Genomic DNA, 17,764 nt, shown 5'->3' with positions numbered 1-17,764 from the left:
TTATTTCTGGTTTTTTTGTTATTTTTGGTTTTCCGGCTTTTTCGGTGTGAGCCGCCTGAAATCTCTCTTCCGGAGCAGAAAGAGGTTATACAGGAGGAGCCTCCAAAAGAGGAAAAAGCAGCTTTGCCTGATACAACTGCTGATACAGTGGTGGATACGGTTCCGGTGGATACGGTTCCAAAGGAAAAGGTGGTACCTGTTGAGAAAAAGCCCCTCAGAAAGGAGGCACCGCCAGTGAGTTTAATCACAGCGGATACGGTTACTGAGGAGGTTAAAGAGGATTCGATAAAAGACAGTTCTGTTGTAGCTGTGGAGGAAGAGGATTCCCGGGACCCCTGTGAACTTGATACATTAGGTTTGTGGGTTTATCCCGATCCCTCCGGTGGACTTCACCGTAAACCTGTGGATATCAGGTTTTTCGCTAACAAAAAGGGAGCGGTAATCCGGTGGCGTCTCAAAGGCGACACAGCCTGGACAGTTTACAGTGGTGATCCGGTCAGGATGAGCAAAACCGGAGTGATTGTTTATGAGGGAAGGGACACCTGCGGCAGAGGGATGGAGACGCGGGAAGAGTTCTATGAGATTGAGCAGGCAAGCAGCCCCTCAGTGTGTCCTCCGGATATGGAGTATATAAAAGTGGGTTCAACCCGGTTTTGTATTGACCGATACGAATGGCCCAACCGTAAAGGTGTAATGCCTCTTTCCTATATTTCCTTTTACCATGCCGCTGATTCCTGTTTTGCGGCAGGAAAAAGACTGTGTACATCAGAAGAATGGTATCTTGCCTGCACAGGACCACACGGTTGGAAGTATCCTTATGGCCAGTTTTACGAGCCCTATGCCTGTGCTACACATGACACTATTTATGTGGCATCCGGGAGCAGACCCGAGTGCAGGGGTTTCTTCGATGTCTATGATATGTCGGGAAATCTAATGGAGTGGACTGATACCAGGGCCAGAGAGAACACAAGTTTTTACTATGTTCAGGGTGGTTTTCACCAGAGTGGTCAGAAGAGCGGGTGTTCAGATAAGAGGTACAGCTACTATCCTCAAAACCAGCACAATCCGGTAGGATTTCGCTGCTGTGCTGATGTTCCAGAGGCAAAAGAGACGGGGGAGAAAAAGAAGAAATGATGGTGATAGAAAATCTCCCTTGCATACAGCCCGGAAAAGGGCAGAAAAAGAGAAAGTGAATTGTGACAGGGTCCTCTAAAGGCAGCTTTCTTTATATTCTTCTGTTTACAGCTATTTCAGGCTTTTCCGTGGCATCCGGACAGCAGGGTATCCGTTTTGAGAAGCCCAGAATAGAGGGCTTTCATCCGCTCGATGAAGAGCCTTACGCCTCATCACAGCTCGCCCATAAAAATCCGGTGATACTGGAGCTTAATACCCAGCTTTTCAGAGACACTTCGGTTATTGACTTTGAGAAACGTCAGATCACCTTCCGCCGTCAGGATTCTCTGGGTTATACAATGTGGGAGTATCACTATCCTGAACTCAGTGATTATCTCTTATCAAGGAAAAATTTCGCCCTTTACCAGGGCTGGCATAAGGGTATTTCTGCTCCCCGGAAGCAGGAGGAGAAAACAAAGCCCCAGCTCATGAAACTGCAGTGGGAGATTCCCGTACAGTACCCATCCTGGGCTCAGAGGGTACTTGGAAATGATCCCCCGCGTCTCAGTATTGACGGGAATCTGACAATAAAGATGGGCTTCGACCATTCAAAGACGATGAATTCTGACCTGAATGATAATACTGCTTCCACCACCGGGCTGGATTTTGACATTATGTACAATTTCAGTATCGTTGGAAGTGTGGGGCGTCTTATCAATATCAATATCAAAGCCAATAGCGAAGAGGAGATTTCGCTTACAGACAATCTGAAAAATTTTAAGATCGAGTACAAGGAATCCAGGCCGGGAGAACTGGAAGATGAGATCATTCAGGAGGTGATAGCCGGTTATACAGGATTCCAGATGCCCGGGCAGGGGCTTGCCGGTTACCAGGAGAATCATGCGGGACTGTTTGGAATAAAAATAAGATCACAGCTTGGTCCTCTGAAGTTGACAACGATTGTCAGTCATGAGCAGGGTGAAACCAATAAGCTGACAGTATCGAACAGTACAGGGCAGAGCTCGGAGGGCGGGATCCCTTACAAAGTAAACCAGTATCTGGAAAACAAATTCTTCTTCCTTCACAATATTTACAGAGCTGCCTACAACCTCAAGTATGGAAAGGGTGCTCCATCAAATCCACAGGCTCCTCCCAAGGTAACTACTCTGGAGGTGTACCGGAGAGTTGATCCTGCTCAGGCGACTGAAATCGAGAAATTGCCCAACCGCACTGTAAGGGAAGCCACAACTGATGATAACATGCAGAAGTACAAATTCGAGCTGCTTCTTCAGGACATGCATTATTATCTGAACAAAGAGGAAGGATGGATAAGATTTGATTCGATAACTATAAGCGCAAATGACCATGTTGCGATATATCTCAGGACAGAAAGTCCTCAGATCAGCAGAGGAGAGAAACAGGACACCTCTCTTAATCTCTGGACTCTTAAGACTGAGGCGCCGATTGACTCAGCCAGTGCGGATACATCAAGGTTTTACCTGATGTGGAGAAACGTTTATCAGTTGTCAGTTCCTGATTTTTCCAATTTTACCCTCAAGGTAGAAACTACACCTGTCAGCGGAATCGGGGAGGAACGTCAGGGCAATACTCATATTTCCGACATACTGGGTTTGACTCTGAACGGAAAGCCGCTTGTCACCAGATCTGACATTTTTGACAAAGATAATGGTGTCCTTATAATTCCTCCCTATGATACCAGCTTTTTCGGGAATGAACCTTTTGATAATCCGGAATTGACAGAACGCGACAGGTTCGTCTACCGTTACAATGTAGACCGGATTGATAATTACAGATCTCCCTACGTTCTTATTATGTCGGGAACAAAAAAACAGACAGTTTTTGACCTGGGCTGGGGGGTAATGGAAGGAACAGAGCGGGTTATTGCAGACGGCAAGGTTCTTCAGAGAGACCGTGATTATGTGATCAGTTATGATATGGGAACTCTTGAACTGACATCACCACTTGCCAGAACCGCAGACAGAGTGGAAATCGAGTATCAGAGAGAGGCTCTTTTTGTACCTGACCGTAAGCTGTTCATGGGTATGCATGGCGAGCTGAAGCTTCCTTTTCTGGGCGAAAAATCTTTTACAGGTATGAGTATTCTGTTCCAGAATACGAAAATTCTCGATGATATACCGCGGCTGGAGCAGGAGCCTTATAACAAGGTGCTTTTTGATGTTAACACCAGAATAGATCTGGAACCGGAATGGATGACTGCACTTGTTAATAAGATTCCGCTAATCAAAACTGATGCTTCTTCCAAGATACAGTTTGATTTCGAGCTGGCCCACAGCAGGATGAATCCCAATACGGAAAACGAAGCATATGTAGATGATTTTGAGGAGAGTAAACAGCCGTTTTCTATCGGCGGTACTTTTGACAGTTGGTTTCAGTCAAGCCCGCCATACCATTCCGATTCCCTGTATCTTTATCCTCCTGCTTTTGATTTTTACTGGTTTACACCCAGATCGGTCGACTCCAGGCACAGGGTGGATGGAAGGGAAATATGGGACAGAAATGAGAAACCGACAGCAGGAGATGAGATTTATGAGACTGTTGTCAGGCTGCATGCCACACCTGCGCCGGACACATCCTCGGGTGAGGTAATCAGGAGATTCCGCAAGGCATGGGCCGGAATAATGACACCGATCTCAAGCAGTTTCATGAACAAGGAGCGTGACCGCTACTTTGAGTTTATGGTCAAAGCTGTGGGCGGGTTTGACAGAAAGGGTGTTCTGAAAATTCAGATGGGTGACATGAGAGAAGATATTTCTCTTAACGGAGGACCGCCGAATCAGATGTCGGATAAAGAGGATACAAGCGCGATTTGGACCGATATTTACCGGCAGAAAGATGATCTTGGATTGGACCGGAAAGCAAACAGGGATGAGTACTATCTGATTCCGGGTGAAAAACTGTTCACCTGGGATACGCTGTACTACGACAGTATCAAATTTCCGGATCCTGCCAGGGATGATTATAAAAACTATGAGACTAATGTTGATTTTTACCGGTATGCCTGTAAAAAACAGGGTGATGGCTATTTGACATCTGAGGATATCAATTTTGACGGTACTATCCAGACACACACTCAGGAGAGGTACTTTGAGTTTACCATAGATCTCTCTGATGCCGATGCTCCCTACTATGATAAAACAGCAAAGCTTAACCCTGCCGGAGGATGGAGAAAGGTACGTATTCCGCTTAAGGAGGTACTGGCAGGTTATGAACACATGCGTGATTCTGTCAATAGTCCCAGGTGGTCGGAAATAAAGATGGTCAGGTTTATCTGGACCGATTTTGACACTACTGCTCTTAACAAGGAACAGCAGCTCATTTTCTATGACATGCAGTTTGTTGGCAATCAGTGGCAGCCTCTTTACGATTCGATCGGTACAAAGATCGAGGCTGTATCTATAAATAACCATGAAGATTCAGAATACAGATCCAGTACCAGGGGAGATATATTCCATTGGAAAAGGGATGAACAGACCGGAGATTACGAGCGGGAGAGCGCATTGAAGCTTATTTTTCAGAATGTCAAGGAGGGGGAGACTGCGCTTATAACCAGAAATTATTCCTATCAGAATATCAACCTTTCCGCTTACAGGAATCTGAGTCTGTACGTTTATGGAAAAAGCCCCTCCGGAAGCAATGCGGACAAGGCACTCCTTTACGGGGGAAAAGTGGATTTTGTGTTCAGGTTCGGCACAGATGATTCCTGTTATTATGAGTACAGAGGAGATCTCTATTCAGGATGGAATCAGATTTCCATCGATCTGCGCAGGATTGCGGAGCTGAAAGACAACTATATGCTCTCCAATCCCGACACTCTGATCCTCGATTCTCTCTCTTATGGAAAGGGTCGTCTGCTTGTAAAGGCACCCAGAGGAAGGCAGCCCAATCTTTCCAATATCCAGTGGATGGGAATAGGAGTATACAGGGAGGAGAATACTGCAGGGGAAGATTCTCTCTCTTCGGGCGAACTGTGGGTAAATGACATGAAGGTAAGCGGTATAGGGAAACTTAACGGATGGGCCATGAGCAGCAGGTTCAATAGTAAATTTGCAGACCTGCTTGATATATCCGCTGATCTCAATTACGAGGATGGAGATTTCAGGCGGATGACCGAAAACTCCCTTAAACCCGATAATTCCACGTTGACAGGTAACTTCAGTTCAACCTTGTATCTTGACAAATTTCTTCCATCGGAGTGGGGGGTATCTATCCCTGTGGGAGGGTCCGTTTCCGGCTCTGTTACCCGTCCCCAGCTTAAAACCAACTCCGATGTCTATCTTACAAAAGAGAACGGACGCTCTGACAATCTGATGGACATGATCTCTGATGCTGGTGATATACTTTTAAGAAGGGAAAAAGACAGGGATGACATGACAAAAGCTGAGCATTATGAGACTCAGAACACAAATAACAAGCTTTTCGCCAACTACAGTAAATCATCCCGTTCCGATAACCCTATTGTCAATCTTACCGCCGACAGGATAGGAGCACAGGTTGAGTGGACAAGGTCCAGGGATGAACTGTGGCAGGGACCCGCTCCATCCGACAGTATCGGGGATTATGTGATCAGAACAGACAGAGAATCCTACTCAGGAAAGCTCAAGTACAACCTCAATCCTCAGGAGCCGCCAGAGTGGACAAAATGGAAACCGCTGCAAACCGATACATCGAAGTGGATTCCAAAGCCGCTGAAAAATTACGAATTCTCCCTGCTTCCTGAGCGGATTGAATTCGATCTTGTTGATTTGAGAAAAGGAAAGGAAATCAGGGATGATAACCGTCTGGAAGACAAGAGTATCATAGGTACCTTTGACCTGCATCATGGCTTTGCTCTCGATTATTCCCCCATTTCACCTCTGATCGATCTGGCATACAGCATTGGCATCGACAGAGATATGTACAGGAATTCTCAACATGATTCCACCGATGAATGGGGAAGGATATTCTCCCGTCATGAAGATCCGAACTTCAAACATCTTATGGTTCTCTGGGGTGAGAAGAACAGGACACAGCATGCCAGCCTCAAACTTAACCCTCAGATCTTTGACTGGCTTTCCACATCAGGAGAGTATGTTTCCGACTACAGAGCCGATATGGTGAACTGGAGAACCGGTGCCGAAGACTATATCAGTGCCGGAGTAAAATCAACTCTCTCCCTTAACGCAAATCTGAATATCGATATGCTTCTTAAAGGATTTATGGATGCGACAGGCAAGGACGGAGCAGGTAAGTTTTTTGAATTGCTTGACAAAGGTTTCGATAACGTGGGACTGAGGCAGATCACCTTTAACTATACCGCCGGATCTGATCTGAAAAACAACTATCTTGAATCATCTCTGCTTGGCAGGTCGGGACAATTTGAATTTCTTAAATATCAACTTGGGTTGAGCGGGAAGGCAGGAAACTTCTTCTCCGGAAACATGGATGACATGGCCCTGGGCGGAATGAAATACAGAGACGATAATAACAGCAAAAAAGACTTCTATGGTAATGATTACCGGACTGTAGACCAGAAATACAGTATCTCTTCAGGACTGGATTTAAAAATTCCTTTTGAAATCAGTTTCAGTCCCATAAGTATCGGTTGGAACAGAAGTTTCAAAGTGGTTCCGGACAGTACCAAAATGGACACCGCAATAGTTTTTCCGGATTTTTCACTTGGTTCCAGGACATCGGCCCTGATGAAAATTGGTTTTATAAATGATGCTTTGCAGAGTCTTAATCTCAGTTCCAGTTTCGGCTACAGGAAATCCAGGAGAAACACCGGGGTACTTGGAAACAATACAGATTTCAGGTTCGATTTTTCGCCGCTACTTTCAGTTACCGGATCGATGAAAAAGCTGCCTGTCAGTTTTACTTATAATTTCAGCCATTCCAGAGCTCACACGCTGGATTCTGCTGAAATAAAGACACACAGAAGCGAATTGCAGAACCATGATATTGATATTAATTATCAGATAGAGCAAAGCAGCCGTCTTTCAGAGATCAGGTTGCTGACATGGGTAATTCCAGTCAAGGGTCGTACAACTGTCGGGTTAAAGGGAAATATCGGTAAGAAGGTGGAACTCACAAAAGCGGATACGACTGCTTTTGAAACGAACTTCTACTTCACTCCTCATCTCACATATATATTTACGGACAATGTTACCGGAAGAGCCGAGTACACCTATGGTGAACGAAAGGTTCAGGGTGACGACAAGAAAATTATCGACAACAGGTTCCATCTGATCGCAGAAATACAATTTTAGGCTGAAAAATGACCAAAAAAATACTGTTTAATGCTACTCCTACAGAAAAAAGAGCTGCCCTGCTTGAAAACGACAAGGTTGTTGAACTGGTAGTAGAAAGGCCTGATCATTTCCGGCTCGTTGGAAACATATACCGTGGCCGGGTTACCTCAATACTGCCGGGTATACAAGCTGCCTTCATCGATATAGGTCTGGATAAATGCGCATTCCTCCATGCAACCGATGTAGACCCGTCACTGCTTCTTGAAGTCGGCAATGAATTGATGGAGCGCTATACAGGCAACGATTCATCGAAGCGCCGGCGGATTGCCAGGATTCCTATAGAAAAAGTGCTGACTGTCGGCCAGGAGATACTGGTTCAGGTTACCAAGGAGCCTATAAGTACTAAAGGAGCTAAAGTTACTACTCAGATCAGTCTTGCAGGACGTTTTCTGGTGCTTGTACCTGATACCGACTTTATTGGGGTTTCCAAAAAGACTCAGGACACCAAAAAGCGGGTAAGGCTCAAGAAACTTATCTCACAGATAAAGCCAAAGGGGGTAGGTTTTATAGTGAGGACTATCGGGCTGAAGGTCTCAGAAACAGAGTTTGTGAAGGAGATCCACATGCTGCTCGATGCCTGGAGGAAAGCACAGGAGGAAGCGCTCAGCGGCACCGGGCCCAAGCTGGTTTACAGAGAACTGGGTATTACAACCCAGGTGATCAGGGATCTTTTCTCCGAGGATGTTACTGAGGTGTATGTTGATCAGGATGATGACTACAGGGAGATACTCAATTATCTGAAGGCGCTATCGCCGGATCTCTGTAACAGGGTGATCCGCTACAATCAAAAAGTGCCTCTGTTTGACAAATTCAATATCGAGCGTGACCTCGACCGGCTCCTCAAGCGTAAAGTCTGGCTGAAAAGCGGCGGGTATATTCTGATTGACAGAACAGAGGCGCTGGTGGCAATTGATGTAAACACTGGAAGAAATGTGGGAAAATCAAGCCTTGAGGAGACTATTTTCAAGACTAATCTCGATGCTGCGGCTGAGATCTGCCGTCAGTTGCGCTTAAGGGATATCGGTGGACTCATCGTGGTCGATTTCATAGATATGAGAAACGCGGATAACCGGCGGAAGATTGAGGAGGCGATGCGCAAGGCGTTGGCTGCTGATCCCACTGCCACATCGATGACCGGCCTCTCTAAATTCGGACTGATGGAGATAACCAGAAAGAGAGTCAGACCGGAGCTGCAGGAGTTCTTCACAAATGTATGTCCGGTATGTGAAGGGTTGGGATGGGTGTTCTCACCCGAGACAGTAATCTCCAGAATAGACCGTGATCTGAAGCGGTCCAATGTCCGGGCAAATCAGGTGAAGCTCTCAGTTCATCCTGCTGTTGCTGCCTATCTTCTGAAAGAGGGTGAACAGATGAAAAACAGGCTGGAGAGGGCACATAAATATCAATTGTTGATAGAACAGGATGAGGAGCTTGATCAGGATGAGTATAACATAGTTCCGGATGGCAAGGTAAAGAAAAGAGAGCAGCCCTGTGATTAGCCAGATGCTTGCATTTTAATCCGGAAGTAATTATATTTAAAAGTCTTTTCTCTGAAAACCAGGATTATCTGGTCATGTTTTGGCTATGATCAGCTCCCGGTTGAAGCAAATTAAGAAAAAAATCCTAAGATATACTGGCATATTCGGGTCAGGAGACAATATGTATTCTATTATCGAACAAGGTGGTGCCCAGTTCAAGGTAACAGAAGGTGCTACTATCCGGGTTCCTCTGATTGAGGCAGAGAAGGGTGCGGAAATAACCATCGACAAAGTTTTGCTGGCTGCTGATGGCGATAAAATAAAGATCGGGACGCCGGTGGTTGAGGGTGCTTCTGTAACAGCCAAAGTTCTTGATCATACCAAGGCTAAGAAAGTGCTGGTGATAAAGAGGAAGCGCAGGAAAGATTATCGCCGCAAGAACGGTCATCGTCAGCAGTACACGAAACTGGAAATAGTTTCGATCAAAATCTGATTGCAGGGAGTGAAAAAAAATGGCACATAAAAAAGGTGTAGGAAGCAGCCGCAACGGTCGTGACAGTAATCCCAAGATGCTTGGGGTGAAGAGATTTGGTGGAGAACAGGTAAGTGCCGGAGCCATCTTAGTCCGTCAGCGCGGAACAGTTGTGTTTCCAGGTATGAATGTAGGACAGGGTAAAGACCACACTCTTTTTGCCAAAGTGGATGGTCAGGTTAAATTTTCCTGGTTTGCAGGCAACAGAAAAAGAGTGGATATAGTGCCGGCTGCACAGGCATAATATTCAGACAGGAAATCTTAAGGGGCGGTTTTACCGGAGATGGTGAAACCGCCTTTTTTTTGGGGGGCGGCATAAATGCCTGCCCCTGGGCATATTAAGCCCGGTGAACCGGGCTTGGGGAGACGATACTCCAATGTTGAAAAAATAACCGGAAATTTTCTTCTGTAGTTTAAACAGTAAAATTATCATTTCTTTAACAGACTTATTTGGTCAGGATATTTTTCGATTCCGATACCGACCCCGGTGTGGGGAACAAGAGGATGTCCGCTTACCTTAAACAGGTAAGCGGACTAATTGCGGATAAATCCGGATGAATTACTTTTTCTTGAAATCTTCCTTAAGATCGGTGAAAGTAATAAATCTGTTCTGGCTTCCATCGGTAATGAGAGAATCGTAAGTAGGCTGGGGCTCTTTTTTCCAGACAGTTTTCTTCTTCCCTTTTTCTTCTTCAACATAGAGACGTTCAAAATTCTGCTTTACAGCCGCAAAGCGGTCGATCAGAAGAACTATGGTATCTCCGATCAGATCGTATTTACCCCATGACCTGAACTCATAGTCTTCTTTAAGAAATGGACCGCTCTGACCCTTTTTGTTTTCGACCAGCAGAACTGTTCCATCCTTTCTGAAAGTGAAAATTTTCTTCTCTATGGCATGAACTGCCTTGTTTTCTTTGCTTTTTGTCTCATTTATACATGTCCACTCACCCGGAATTCTGGGCCTGAGTTCCTTTGCTCTCTCGTCGTCAAATTTAAACTGAGGTAATCTTGCAATGATTTCTTTGAGCAGATGATGAGCCTGGAGATACCACTTGATATTGATAAGTGAATCTACGGGAATCATCAGACTGTCAAGTTTCTTAAGTGTGATACCGCTGAAGTTGGCTTTGTTCATTTTTATGACTGAGCGCATGGAATCGATTACTGGAAGCAGGTTATTGATATTATCCTTATACATTGCCTCAGCCTTGGCGATATGGATACGGAGAGAGTCGGCGGCGAGTTTGGCTATTCCGGAATTGCCTCTCTGTTTGGCATCTTTGGCCTGGTAAAGGAACACTTTTGCTCTGGAGAGAGCGCTGTCAGGTACACCCATGGTTTTCAGTTCATCAATGCGTTTTGATGCTTGATCCAAAGAACTCTGGCTGACACCGCAAGACATAATAGCGGTAATAGCGGTTAAACTGATAATCCTGATTGCCCGCCACCGTTTCATATATTTTCCTCCTGAATGATTGGTAAGATTTTTTGAATTAAAACCCTGATTATCCGGATTAAGAAACGATTCTATTGATTTTAGTTATAGAAAAAGATTTCAAATGTTGTTATTTGTATCCGAATTATTGATGTAGAAATAGTATCCGGATACAGGACCTGTCCCTGATATTTTCCTTTGAGGTAATCTTCCGCAATGGAAAACCATCCTGATTAAACCAAAGATACGTTCTATATAGAATAGAGTCAAGGAGAATTGCTGAGGGGGAAACGGAAAACGGGGGCAGCCATGCGCCACCCCCGGACAGTGATTGTCAACGAACTTTGAAAGCCTTGAAGAAAGTGTTTCCATTTCGATGCAGAAGGAAGAGAATGGAATCACCAGTCTTAACTGATTTCGTGACCTGTTTTAATTCCTTAACATTTGTAACCTGTTTCCGGTTCACTTCCAGGATAACATCGTACTGGGAGAATCCCTCCTGAGCCGCCTGGGAATTGGGATCGATCTGTGTAACTACAACACCTTTGATATCCGACTTGAGGTCAAGCTGCTCCCTTAATTCCGGAGTGATATTTCCTGCTTTGATGCCCATATTCTCAACAATATCACCCTTACCTTCGGAGGATTCCAGGACACTGGCACCAGCGGGCTGGTCCGGCTTACTCTTATCACGACCACTCAAAGTGACATGGAGAGTCATTTTCTTTCCGTCACGGAGGATCTCAACAGGTACTTTGTTTCCGGGTCTGATATTGGCTATGGCGTTTTTCAGCTCATTTGGATTGGAAACAGCCTTGTTACCAACAGAAACTACGATATCTCCCCTGCGGAATCCCGCTTTATCTGCTGGTTGATTCTTGAATACATCTCCAATCAGAACACCTCTGGTCTCTGGGCTGATTCTCATTGCATCACGTGTTGTAGCATCCAGATCCTGGATCACCACACCCAGCCATCCACGGGACACTTTCCCTTCGTAGATCAGATCTTCCATGATTCTGCGTGCCATGTTGATAGGAATGGCGAATCCAATTCCCATATAACCGCCTGATTGTGTGTAGATCATTGTATTGATACCGATCAACTCACCATGAATGTTGACCAGTGCACCGCCGGAGTTCCCCGGGTTAATTGCGGCATCTGTCTGGATGAAGTTCTGGTAGGAGTTGGCATTTCCCCCTGCGGTCCGTCCAAGAGCAGAGATTATTCCCATTGTCACGGATGAGGCCAGGCTGAAAGGATTGCCAATGGCTATTGCCCAGTCACCCGGACGAAGCTTGTCTGAATCACCAAGATAAGCAACCGGGAGATTTTTTACTTTTTCTTTAATTTTGATTACTGCTACATCGGAAAGAGAATCTGTTCCAACGATCTCTGCCTGGAAGCTGCGGTTGTCCGAAGTCTTGACTTCGATTTCATCGGCACCGGCAACGACATGGAAATTGGTCAAGATGTAGCCATCTTTGGACACGATCACCCCTGATCCCAGGCCTTGCTGCTTGAACTCCCTTTTCTGAACCGGTGGTTGACGCCGGAATTGTCGGCGAGGGTTGCCAAAGAATTCATCGAAGCCAAAAGGATCACCGAAGAATTGATAAAAGGGGTTATTGGAAAATATGACTGTATCGATCTTTGTGGGCACAACCTGGACGACAGTAGGTACCACTTTTTCTGCGATATCGGCGAACATATTGCTGAAAGCACTTAACTGCGGAGGAGTGTTGATATCAGGTTTTTTCTCGGCGCCGAAAGTTACAGATCCCTTTGGGGGATGATTGGATTCAGCGAAAGAGCATGTTGAATAGGTAATAAGTCCGGCAGTAATGATCAAAGCCACCAGAGAAGGGATTAGGGGCTTAAGTTTCTTCAAGATGTTCCTCCTTTTGATACAACAACCAGTTGAGAATACTTTGTAAATGTATACGAGCGTATAAAAAGAATTATTGCAATTTTTACAGGAACTGCAGAGCAGAAAGATGGCCGGAAGAATCCGGCCTGGAAAAATCAGACCTCTCTGGGCAGGTCTTTGTCAAGGGAGAGCACGTTGGATGTGCCGCCTTCAACAAAGGATTGCTCCGAGATTCGTGTAAGGACAGCGTTGTCCGAGAATTCTTTGAGGGTAGTGGAGCCCACGTTGCACATTGTGGATTTAAGCTTTGCTACAGTGACAGAAAGGACATCTTTGACCGATCCCACTATTGGAACATAAGCATCGACACCCTCTTCAAATTTCATTCCTGATTCACCTGACTGATTGTATCTCTGCCAGTTTCTGGCCCTGTTGGACCCCTCACCCCAGTATGGTTTGTACATTCTGCCGCCAATAGACACTATGGGTGTCGGGCTTTCGGTCGTCATCGCGAAATACCGTCCCATCATTACGAAATCTGCTCCCATTGCCAGCGCGATTATGATCTGGGTATCGTTTGCCAATCCTCCGTCAGAGCAGACCGGGACATATATGCCGGTTTCCTGAAAATAGCGGTCCCGCTCAGCGGTTACAGCCATCAGTGCCGATGCCTGTCCGCGGCCAATGCCTTTCTGTTCCCGGGTAATGCAGATGGAGCCTCCGCCAATGCCCACTTTTACAAAATCTGCATCGGCTTCCTCCACCAGATACCTGAAGGCATCTCCGTCAACCACATTTCCACCTCCGACTACAACTTTGGAGCCGTATTTGGTTTTTGTCCACTTTATGGCTTCCATCTGGAATTCTGAATAACCATCAGAGGAATCAAAACAGAGAACGTCTACACCAGCCTCCATCAGGGCAGGGATTCTGTCTTTGTAATCGTGAGTATTGACTCCTGCTCCAGTGACCAGCCGTTTACTATCATCAAGGAGTTCATCTGGATTGGTCATGTGATCAAAGTAGTCTTTTTTGAAGACCAGTGAGAGCAGCCGCCCGTTGCTGTCAAGAACAGGAAGGCACTCTTTTTTGTTGCTTCTCAGAAGTTTGTTTGCTTCATGAAGGCTGATTCCACTGATCCCGAAGACCACGTTTTCTTTTGGGGTCATAAATTCTGAAACCGGAGCATTAAGATCATCTTCAAATTCCCAGAAATCTTTGTCTGTTATTATTCCCAGAAAAATTCCATCTTTTGAGCCATCATGGGTTACCGGCATAGTTGAGTGGCCGGTTTTCTTTCGCAGGACAAGAGCATCCCTGAGAGTGTTGTCGGGGCGAAGATTGGAGTCGGAAGGGACAAATCCCGCTTTATGATTTTTCACCTTTGCAACCATGGCTGCCTGTTGAGCTATGGGTTGTGAGCAGAAGATAAAGGCACATCCGCCTCTTCTGGCAAGGGCTATAGCCATCTCCGACCCGGATACCGATTGCATGCTTGCCGAAACGAAGGGAAGGTTAAGAGAGAATCTCGAGTTCTGGCCTTTTTGGTACTTTGCCACAGGTGTATTCAGGGAGACATTTTCGGGAAGATGATGTTTCCTGGTTAATCGGGGAATCAGGAGGTACTCTGAAAATGTTCTGGATACTTCATCAATGATTTTAGCCATATATGCCTCTTGGATGGGTCAGGAATTTCCGGTTATTTAGAGAAAACCGCCTTGTTACCGGCGGGTTTTCAAGTTTAAAATTATTGAATTATACACCCAATTATGGTAGAATATCAATACTAAATATAGTATACAGCCGTCCTTTATTGCAGGAACCTGGTAAGGAATTTTATGACTCCGGAAGACAGAAGGACAGCCGACGCTGATCAGGGTTCGATTAAGCGCATGAGGAACGCTGTTATTCTTCCTGACGGCACCAAAAGAGAACCAATGGGTTCAGGTGTCATTACTGGACTTTTGGGAGTCGGAGGGATGGCCAATGTATATGAAATATGGAATCCGCAGCTCGAGGTTAACAGAGCGGTAAAACTCCTCCATCCTAACTATACTGAAGATACAAAGCAGCGTTTCCAAACGGAAATCAAGATCACTGCCAAACTCCACCATCCTAACATTATTGAAATTCATGCAGTCGGGCAGTGGAATGGTCTTCCCTATATAGAGATGGAGCGTATAGATGGGCAGACCCTGGAGAAAATCATCGAGGACAGGGGTGCTCTTCCTGTAGAAGTGGCGATGTCGATAGGAATAATGATCGGCAGAGCGCTTCGCTATGCTCACAATCAGAATTATGTTATCTATGGTAAAACTTATCATGGTGTAATTCATCGTGATCTGAAACCATCCAATATCATGGTGTCGAGCAATGGGATTGTAAAGCTGATGGATTTTGGAATCGCCCGGCCCACTGATGCCTCTATTCATACCACAGATGGAGCGATACTGGGGACGATGCAGTATCTGTCGCCTGAACAGCTTGATGGAAAAGAACCGGATATCCGCACCGACATCTATTCCCTTGGGACAATTCTCTATGAGATGGTTACTGGAATGAAGGCCTTTCCGGAACAGAATGTTTCCAAACTGATGCTTTCCAAGATCAAAAACGACTATAAACCTCTTGATGCCTATGATATCAAAATCCCCTCTAAATTCCGCCGCCTGATTCACATGTGCATGGTTCAGGACAGGGAAAAGAGGATCCAGGACGCGATGAGTTTTCTCTCTGAAATCGGCAAGATCCATCGAAGTACCACACCGCTTTCTCCTGAGCAGGAGCTGGCCAGGTTTATGGGAGCCGACAGAGAGAAGATAGTAGTGAACCTGCGGAGAAAAAACCCGTTTCTCATGACAGCAGCAGTACTGCTGATAGTACTGGGGGTATTTGCAACAGGCATGTTAATTCCGAAAATTGTTGCAAATCTGGCTCAGAAGCCTCTGCCTGTATCGGTAGTTGAACCAGCCTGGACAGTAGAGGTTCCCCAAATTCCGGAAGAAAAAAAACCTGAGGAACCGAAAGTGGTTGAGGAACAGGTTAAAAAAACTGAGCCGCGTCCTATCAAAAGCACTCCGCCAGTGGCACAAAAGAAACAAGTTGCACCGGTGGCACCGGCACAAGTTGCCATAGCTACACAGGAATCACTTATCGATCAGCTCAAGAGGAAACATGGTACAAATGACCTGATGTCTATTTTTACAAGGGAAGTTGAATCCGGGCAGTATAAAAATGCTCTGGAAGTTTACGAATCGCTTTCTCCGCAGGAATCGTCAGTTGACAAAGCGATGATATTCAGAATAAGGGCTTTAAAGGGTCTGGGGAGAAGAAGTGAGCTCAATTCCCTGTTTTCCAGGACAGATATCAAAGATGGTGAGTTTTATCTGGAGAAGGCAAAGTTTCTTTTCAACCAGGGGAGGATTTCCGAGGCTTTGAATTATCTTGACCTTTGCTCCAGAACTCCCGGCATGTATGTCAATTCAAGTACTTTACGGCTGGAGCGTTTGTATTTCACTGCCCAATGCAGAAGCAGACAGTTTGATCAGAATCCCACGGCTGTTATCAAGCGTGATGCACTTGACAGTTGGTACGAGGTCAAATCCGCACTTCAGACATCAAAAGACCACAGGTATTACAAAGAAGCCGATGCAGAGATGCAGCGCATCGCATCAAGAGGTTAAAGGTTAATGAATCGATTTGTGAAATGGAGCGCAATGCTGCTCTTTATTACTCTGCCAGCTCGGGGTGGCAGCCCGGTGGAGCTTGCGGGAGATCTTCCCCAACTGCTTTCTTCAGCAAAATCCCCTTATCTGGTTGTTGCCGATGTTTTTGTTCCGGTGGGAAAGGTAGTGACAATCGAGCCTGGAACAGTGATGCTCTTCAAGAACTTTACTGGTGTACATGTTCAGGGTACGCTGATTGCAGATGGCTCATCTCTCAATCCCGTAATATTAACATCTGAAAATGATAAAGATTATAATCCGCAAAGCAAGTTGGCGCCGACTCCATACGACTGGAATGGTATTTACATACACAAGGATGGGCTTGGAACGGACCTGCGAAATATGAAGTTAATGTACTCAGTTAAGGGGATAGTTTCTGAAACGAAGTATATCCGGATTACAAACTGCGTATTCAGGGAAAACGGACGATCAAACCTGGTTATAGAGGGAGAGGAGAAGCAGGTTGTTGCCGGGGCGTCCTTCTCGTATAACCTGTCTGTGAAAGATGTAACCGCTGACGGGGTACCGATCAGGATACTGAAGGACCCGGAGGCTGCAAAGCGCAACTTATTAAGGTATGTGGGACTGGCGCTTGCCATGGGGGGAGCGGCTGCCGGAGGAGTATTTACGTATGAACTCAGTACATCGATAAAGGAGGTCAGATCTCTGAGCAGTCTAGATACCCTGAATCTGACAACAAAAAACAGCAGTGACTGGAAAGACGCACGTTCCAGATTCAACAGAAACAAAGCATTGTCTATCGCAGGATACTGTCTGGTTCTTATAGGAGTGACGGGATTTTCCTGGTCTTTTAAATTTTGACCTGTGCTGTAATACTTAAAAATGAAAAGAACTGCCTGCATAAATTATCTGCTTATCCTGCCTTTTTGCGGATTTGTGATCCTTCTTTCCTGCATAGGAGATTACAACCCCTTTGAGGATCCTGCCAATTCCGAGGTACTCATAACCGGTATGACTTTTGCACCCGGCGATACGCTTGAGATCTTTACAGCAGAAACAATCATGGTGATGCTGGCTGTAAGGGAGAAGATAGATTATTTCAAGGTAATGTCTCCTGGAAACAGGCTTTTTAATGGAGGTGAGGTGATCAGGAGAGCTCAGGAGGGCAAGACTCTGAGTTCGGGTCCTTACAGATTTGTTTTCTCATTCAGTGATACCGGAGCTAACAGCATAAACTTTATCACAGGGAGGACAAACGGGCAGCAGGTTTTTCAGAAAATTGATTTTTACATCAGGTCACCGCTCTCTCAGAGTCCCGTCT

11 protein-coding genes are annotated in these 17,764 nt (G+C 45.6%); 8 read left to right on the top strand and 3 right to left on the bottom strand.

Going from position 1 to position 17,764, the window contains the following annotated elements:
- The first annotated feature begins 15 nt into the window (after positions 1 to 15).
- The 5 genes from GX089_12370 (at position 16) to rpmA (ending at position 9,696) form a co-directional block, all read left to right on the top strand.
- The gene (locus tag GX089_12370) at positions 16 to 1,134 is read left to right on the top strand and encodes an SUMF1/EgtB/PvdO family nonheme iron enzyme (GenBank protein ID NLP03284.1); all 1,119 of its coding nucleotides are present in this window, start codon (positions 16 to 18) and stop codon (positions 1,132 to 1,134) included.
- A 62-nt stretch (positions 1,135 to 1,196) separates the two neighbouring features.
- Positions 1,197 to 7,400 (top strand): hypothetical protein, encoded by a 6,204-nt coding sequence (locus GX089_12365; GenBank protein ID NLP03283.1) that lies wholly within the window; start codon positions 1,197 to 1,199, stop codon positions 7,398 to 7,400.
- 8 nt (positions 7,401 to 7,408) lie between these two features.
- A complete protein-coding gene (locus tag GX089_12360; protein ID NLP03282.1) occupies positions 7,409 to 8,941 on the top strand; it encodes an Rne/Rng family ribonuclease in 1,533 nt (510 codons plus the stop codon).
- 160 nt (positions 8,942 to 9,101) lie between these two features.
- Positions 9,102 to 9,413: a 50S ribosomal protein L21 gene (gene rplU, locus GX089_12355; protein ID NLP03281.1), complete on the top strand. Its 312-nt coding sequence runs from the start codon at positions 9,102 to 9,104 to the stop codon at positions 9,411 to 9,413.
- A 19-nt stretch (positions 9,414 to 9,432) separates the two neighbouring features.
- Positions 9,433 to 9,696, top strand: a complete 264-nt coding sequence (gene rpmA / locus GX089_12350) for a 50S ribosomal protein L27 (protein NLP03280.1) — start codon at positions 9,433 to 9,435, stop codon at positions 9,694 to 9,696.
- Between the two features lie 315 nt (positions 9,697 to 10,011).
- On the opposite strand, the gene GX089_12345 is transcribed toward rpmA, so the two are convergent.
- The 3 genes from GX089_12345 to GX089_12335 form a co-directional block, all read right to left on the bottom strand.
- Positions 10,012 to 10,908, bottom strand: coding sequence for a hypothetical protein (locus GX089_12345; GenBank protein NLP03279.1), 897 nt, complete (start codon positions 10,906 to 10,908; stop codon positions 10,012 to 10,014).
- A 313-nt stretch (positions 10,909 to 11,221) separates the two neighbouring features.
- The gene (locus tag GX089_12340; GenBank protein ID NLP03278.1) at positions 11,222 to 12,778 is read right to left on the bottom strand and encodes a DegQ family serine endoprotease; all 1,557 of its coding nucleotides are present in this window, start codon (positions 12,776 to 12,778) and stop codon (positions 11,222 to 11,224) included.
- Positions 12,779 to 12,912: 134 nt separating this feature from the next.
- Positions 12,913 to 14,424, bottom strand: a complete 1,512-nt coding sequence (locus GX089_12335; protein ID NLP03277.1) for an IMP dehydrogenase — start codon at positions 14,422 to 14,424, stop codon at positions 12,913 to 12,915.
- A 171-nt stretch (positions 14,425 to 14,595) separates the two neighbouring features.
- On the opposite strand from GX089_12335, the gene GX089_12330 reads away from it, so the two are divergent.
- The 3 genes from GX089_12330 to GX089_12320 form a co-directional block, all read left to right on the top strand.
- Positions 14,596 to 16,440, top strand: a complete 1,845-nt coding sequence (locus GX089_12330) for a serine/threonine protein kinase (GenBank protein ID NLP03276.1) — start codon at positions 14,596 to 14,598, stop codon at positions 16,438 to 16,440.
- Between the two features lie 6 nt (positions 16,441 to 16,446).
- Positions 16,447 to 17,304 (top strand): hypothetical protein, encoded by an 858-nt coding sequence (locus GX089_12325; protein ID NLP03275.1) that lies wholly within the window; start codon positions 16,447 to 16,449, stop codon positions 17,302 to 17,304.
- 21 nt (positions 17,305 to 17,325) lie between these two features.
- Positions 17,326 to 17,764 (top strand): hypothetical protein (locus GX089_12320; protein ID NLP03274.1); only part of this gene is annotated, 439 nt, incomplete at its 3' end.

This window comes from Fibrobacter sp., assembly GCA_012523595.1.
Taxonomy (GTDB): domain Bacteria; phylum Fibrobacterota; class Chitinivibrionia; order Chitinivibrionales; family Chitinispirillaceae; genus JAAYIG01.
Note: the sequence above shows the minus strand (reverse complement) of the source record. Positions and strands in the feature narration are given on the sequence as shown.

Coding starts and splice junctions, on each gene's coding strand:
- GX089_12360 (NLP03282.1), top strand. CDS start 7,409: ATGACCAAAAAAATACTGTTTAATGCTACTCCTACAGAAAAAAGAGCT.
- GX089_12345 (NLP03279.1), bottom strand. CDS start 10,908: ATGAAACGGTGGCGGGCAATCAGGATTATCAGTTTAACCGCTATTACC.
- rpmA (NLP03280.1), top strand. CDS start 9,433: ATGGCACATAAAAAAGGTGTAGGAAGCAGCCGCAACGGTCGTGACAGT.
- rplU (NLP03281.1), top strand. CDS start 9,102: ATGTATTCTATTATCGAACAAGGTGGTGCCCAGTTCAAGGTAACAGAA.
- GX089_12325 (NLP03275.1), top strand. CDS start 16,447: ATGAATCGATTTGTGAAATGGAGCGCAATGCTGCTCTTTATTACTCTG.
- GX089_12335 (NLP03277.1), bottom strand. CDS start 14,424: ATGGCTAAAATCATTGATGAAGTATCCAGAACATTTTCAGAGTACCTC.
- GX089_12330 (NLP03276.1), top strand. CDS start 14,596: ATGACTCCGGAAGACAGAAGGACAGCCGACGCTGATCAGGGTTCGATT.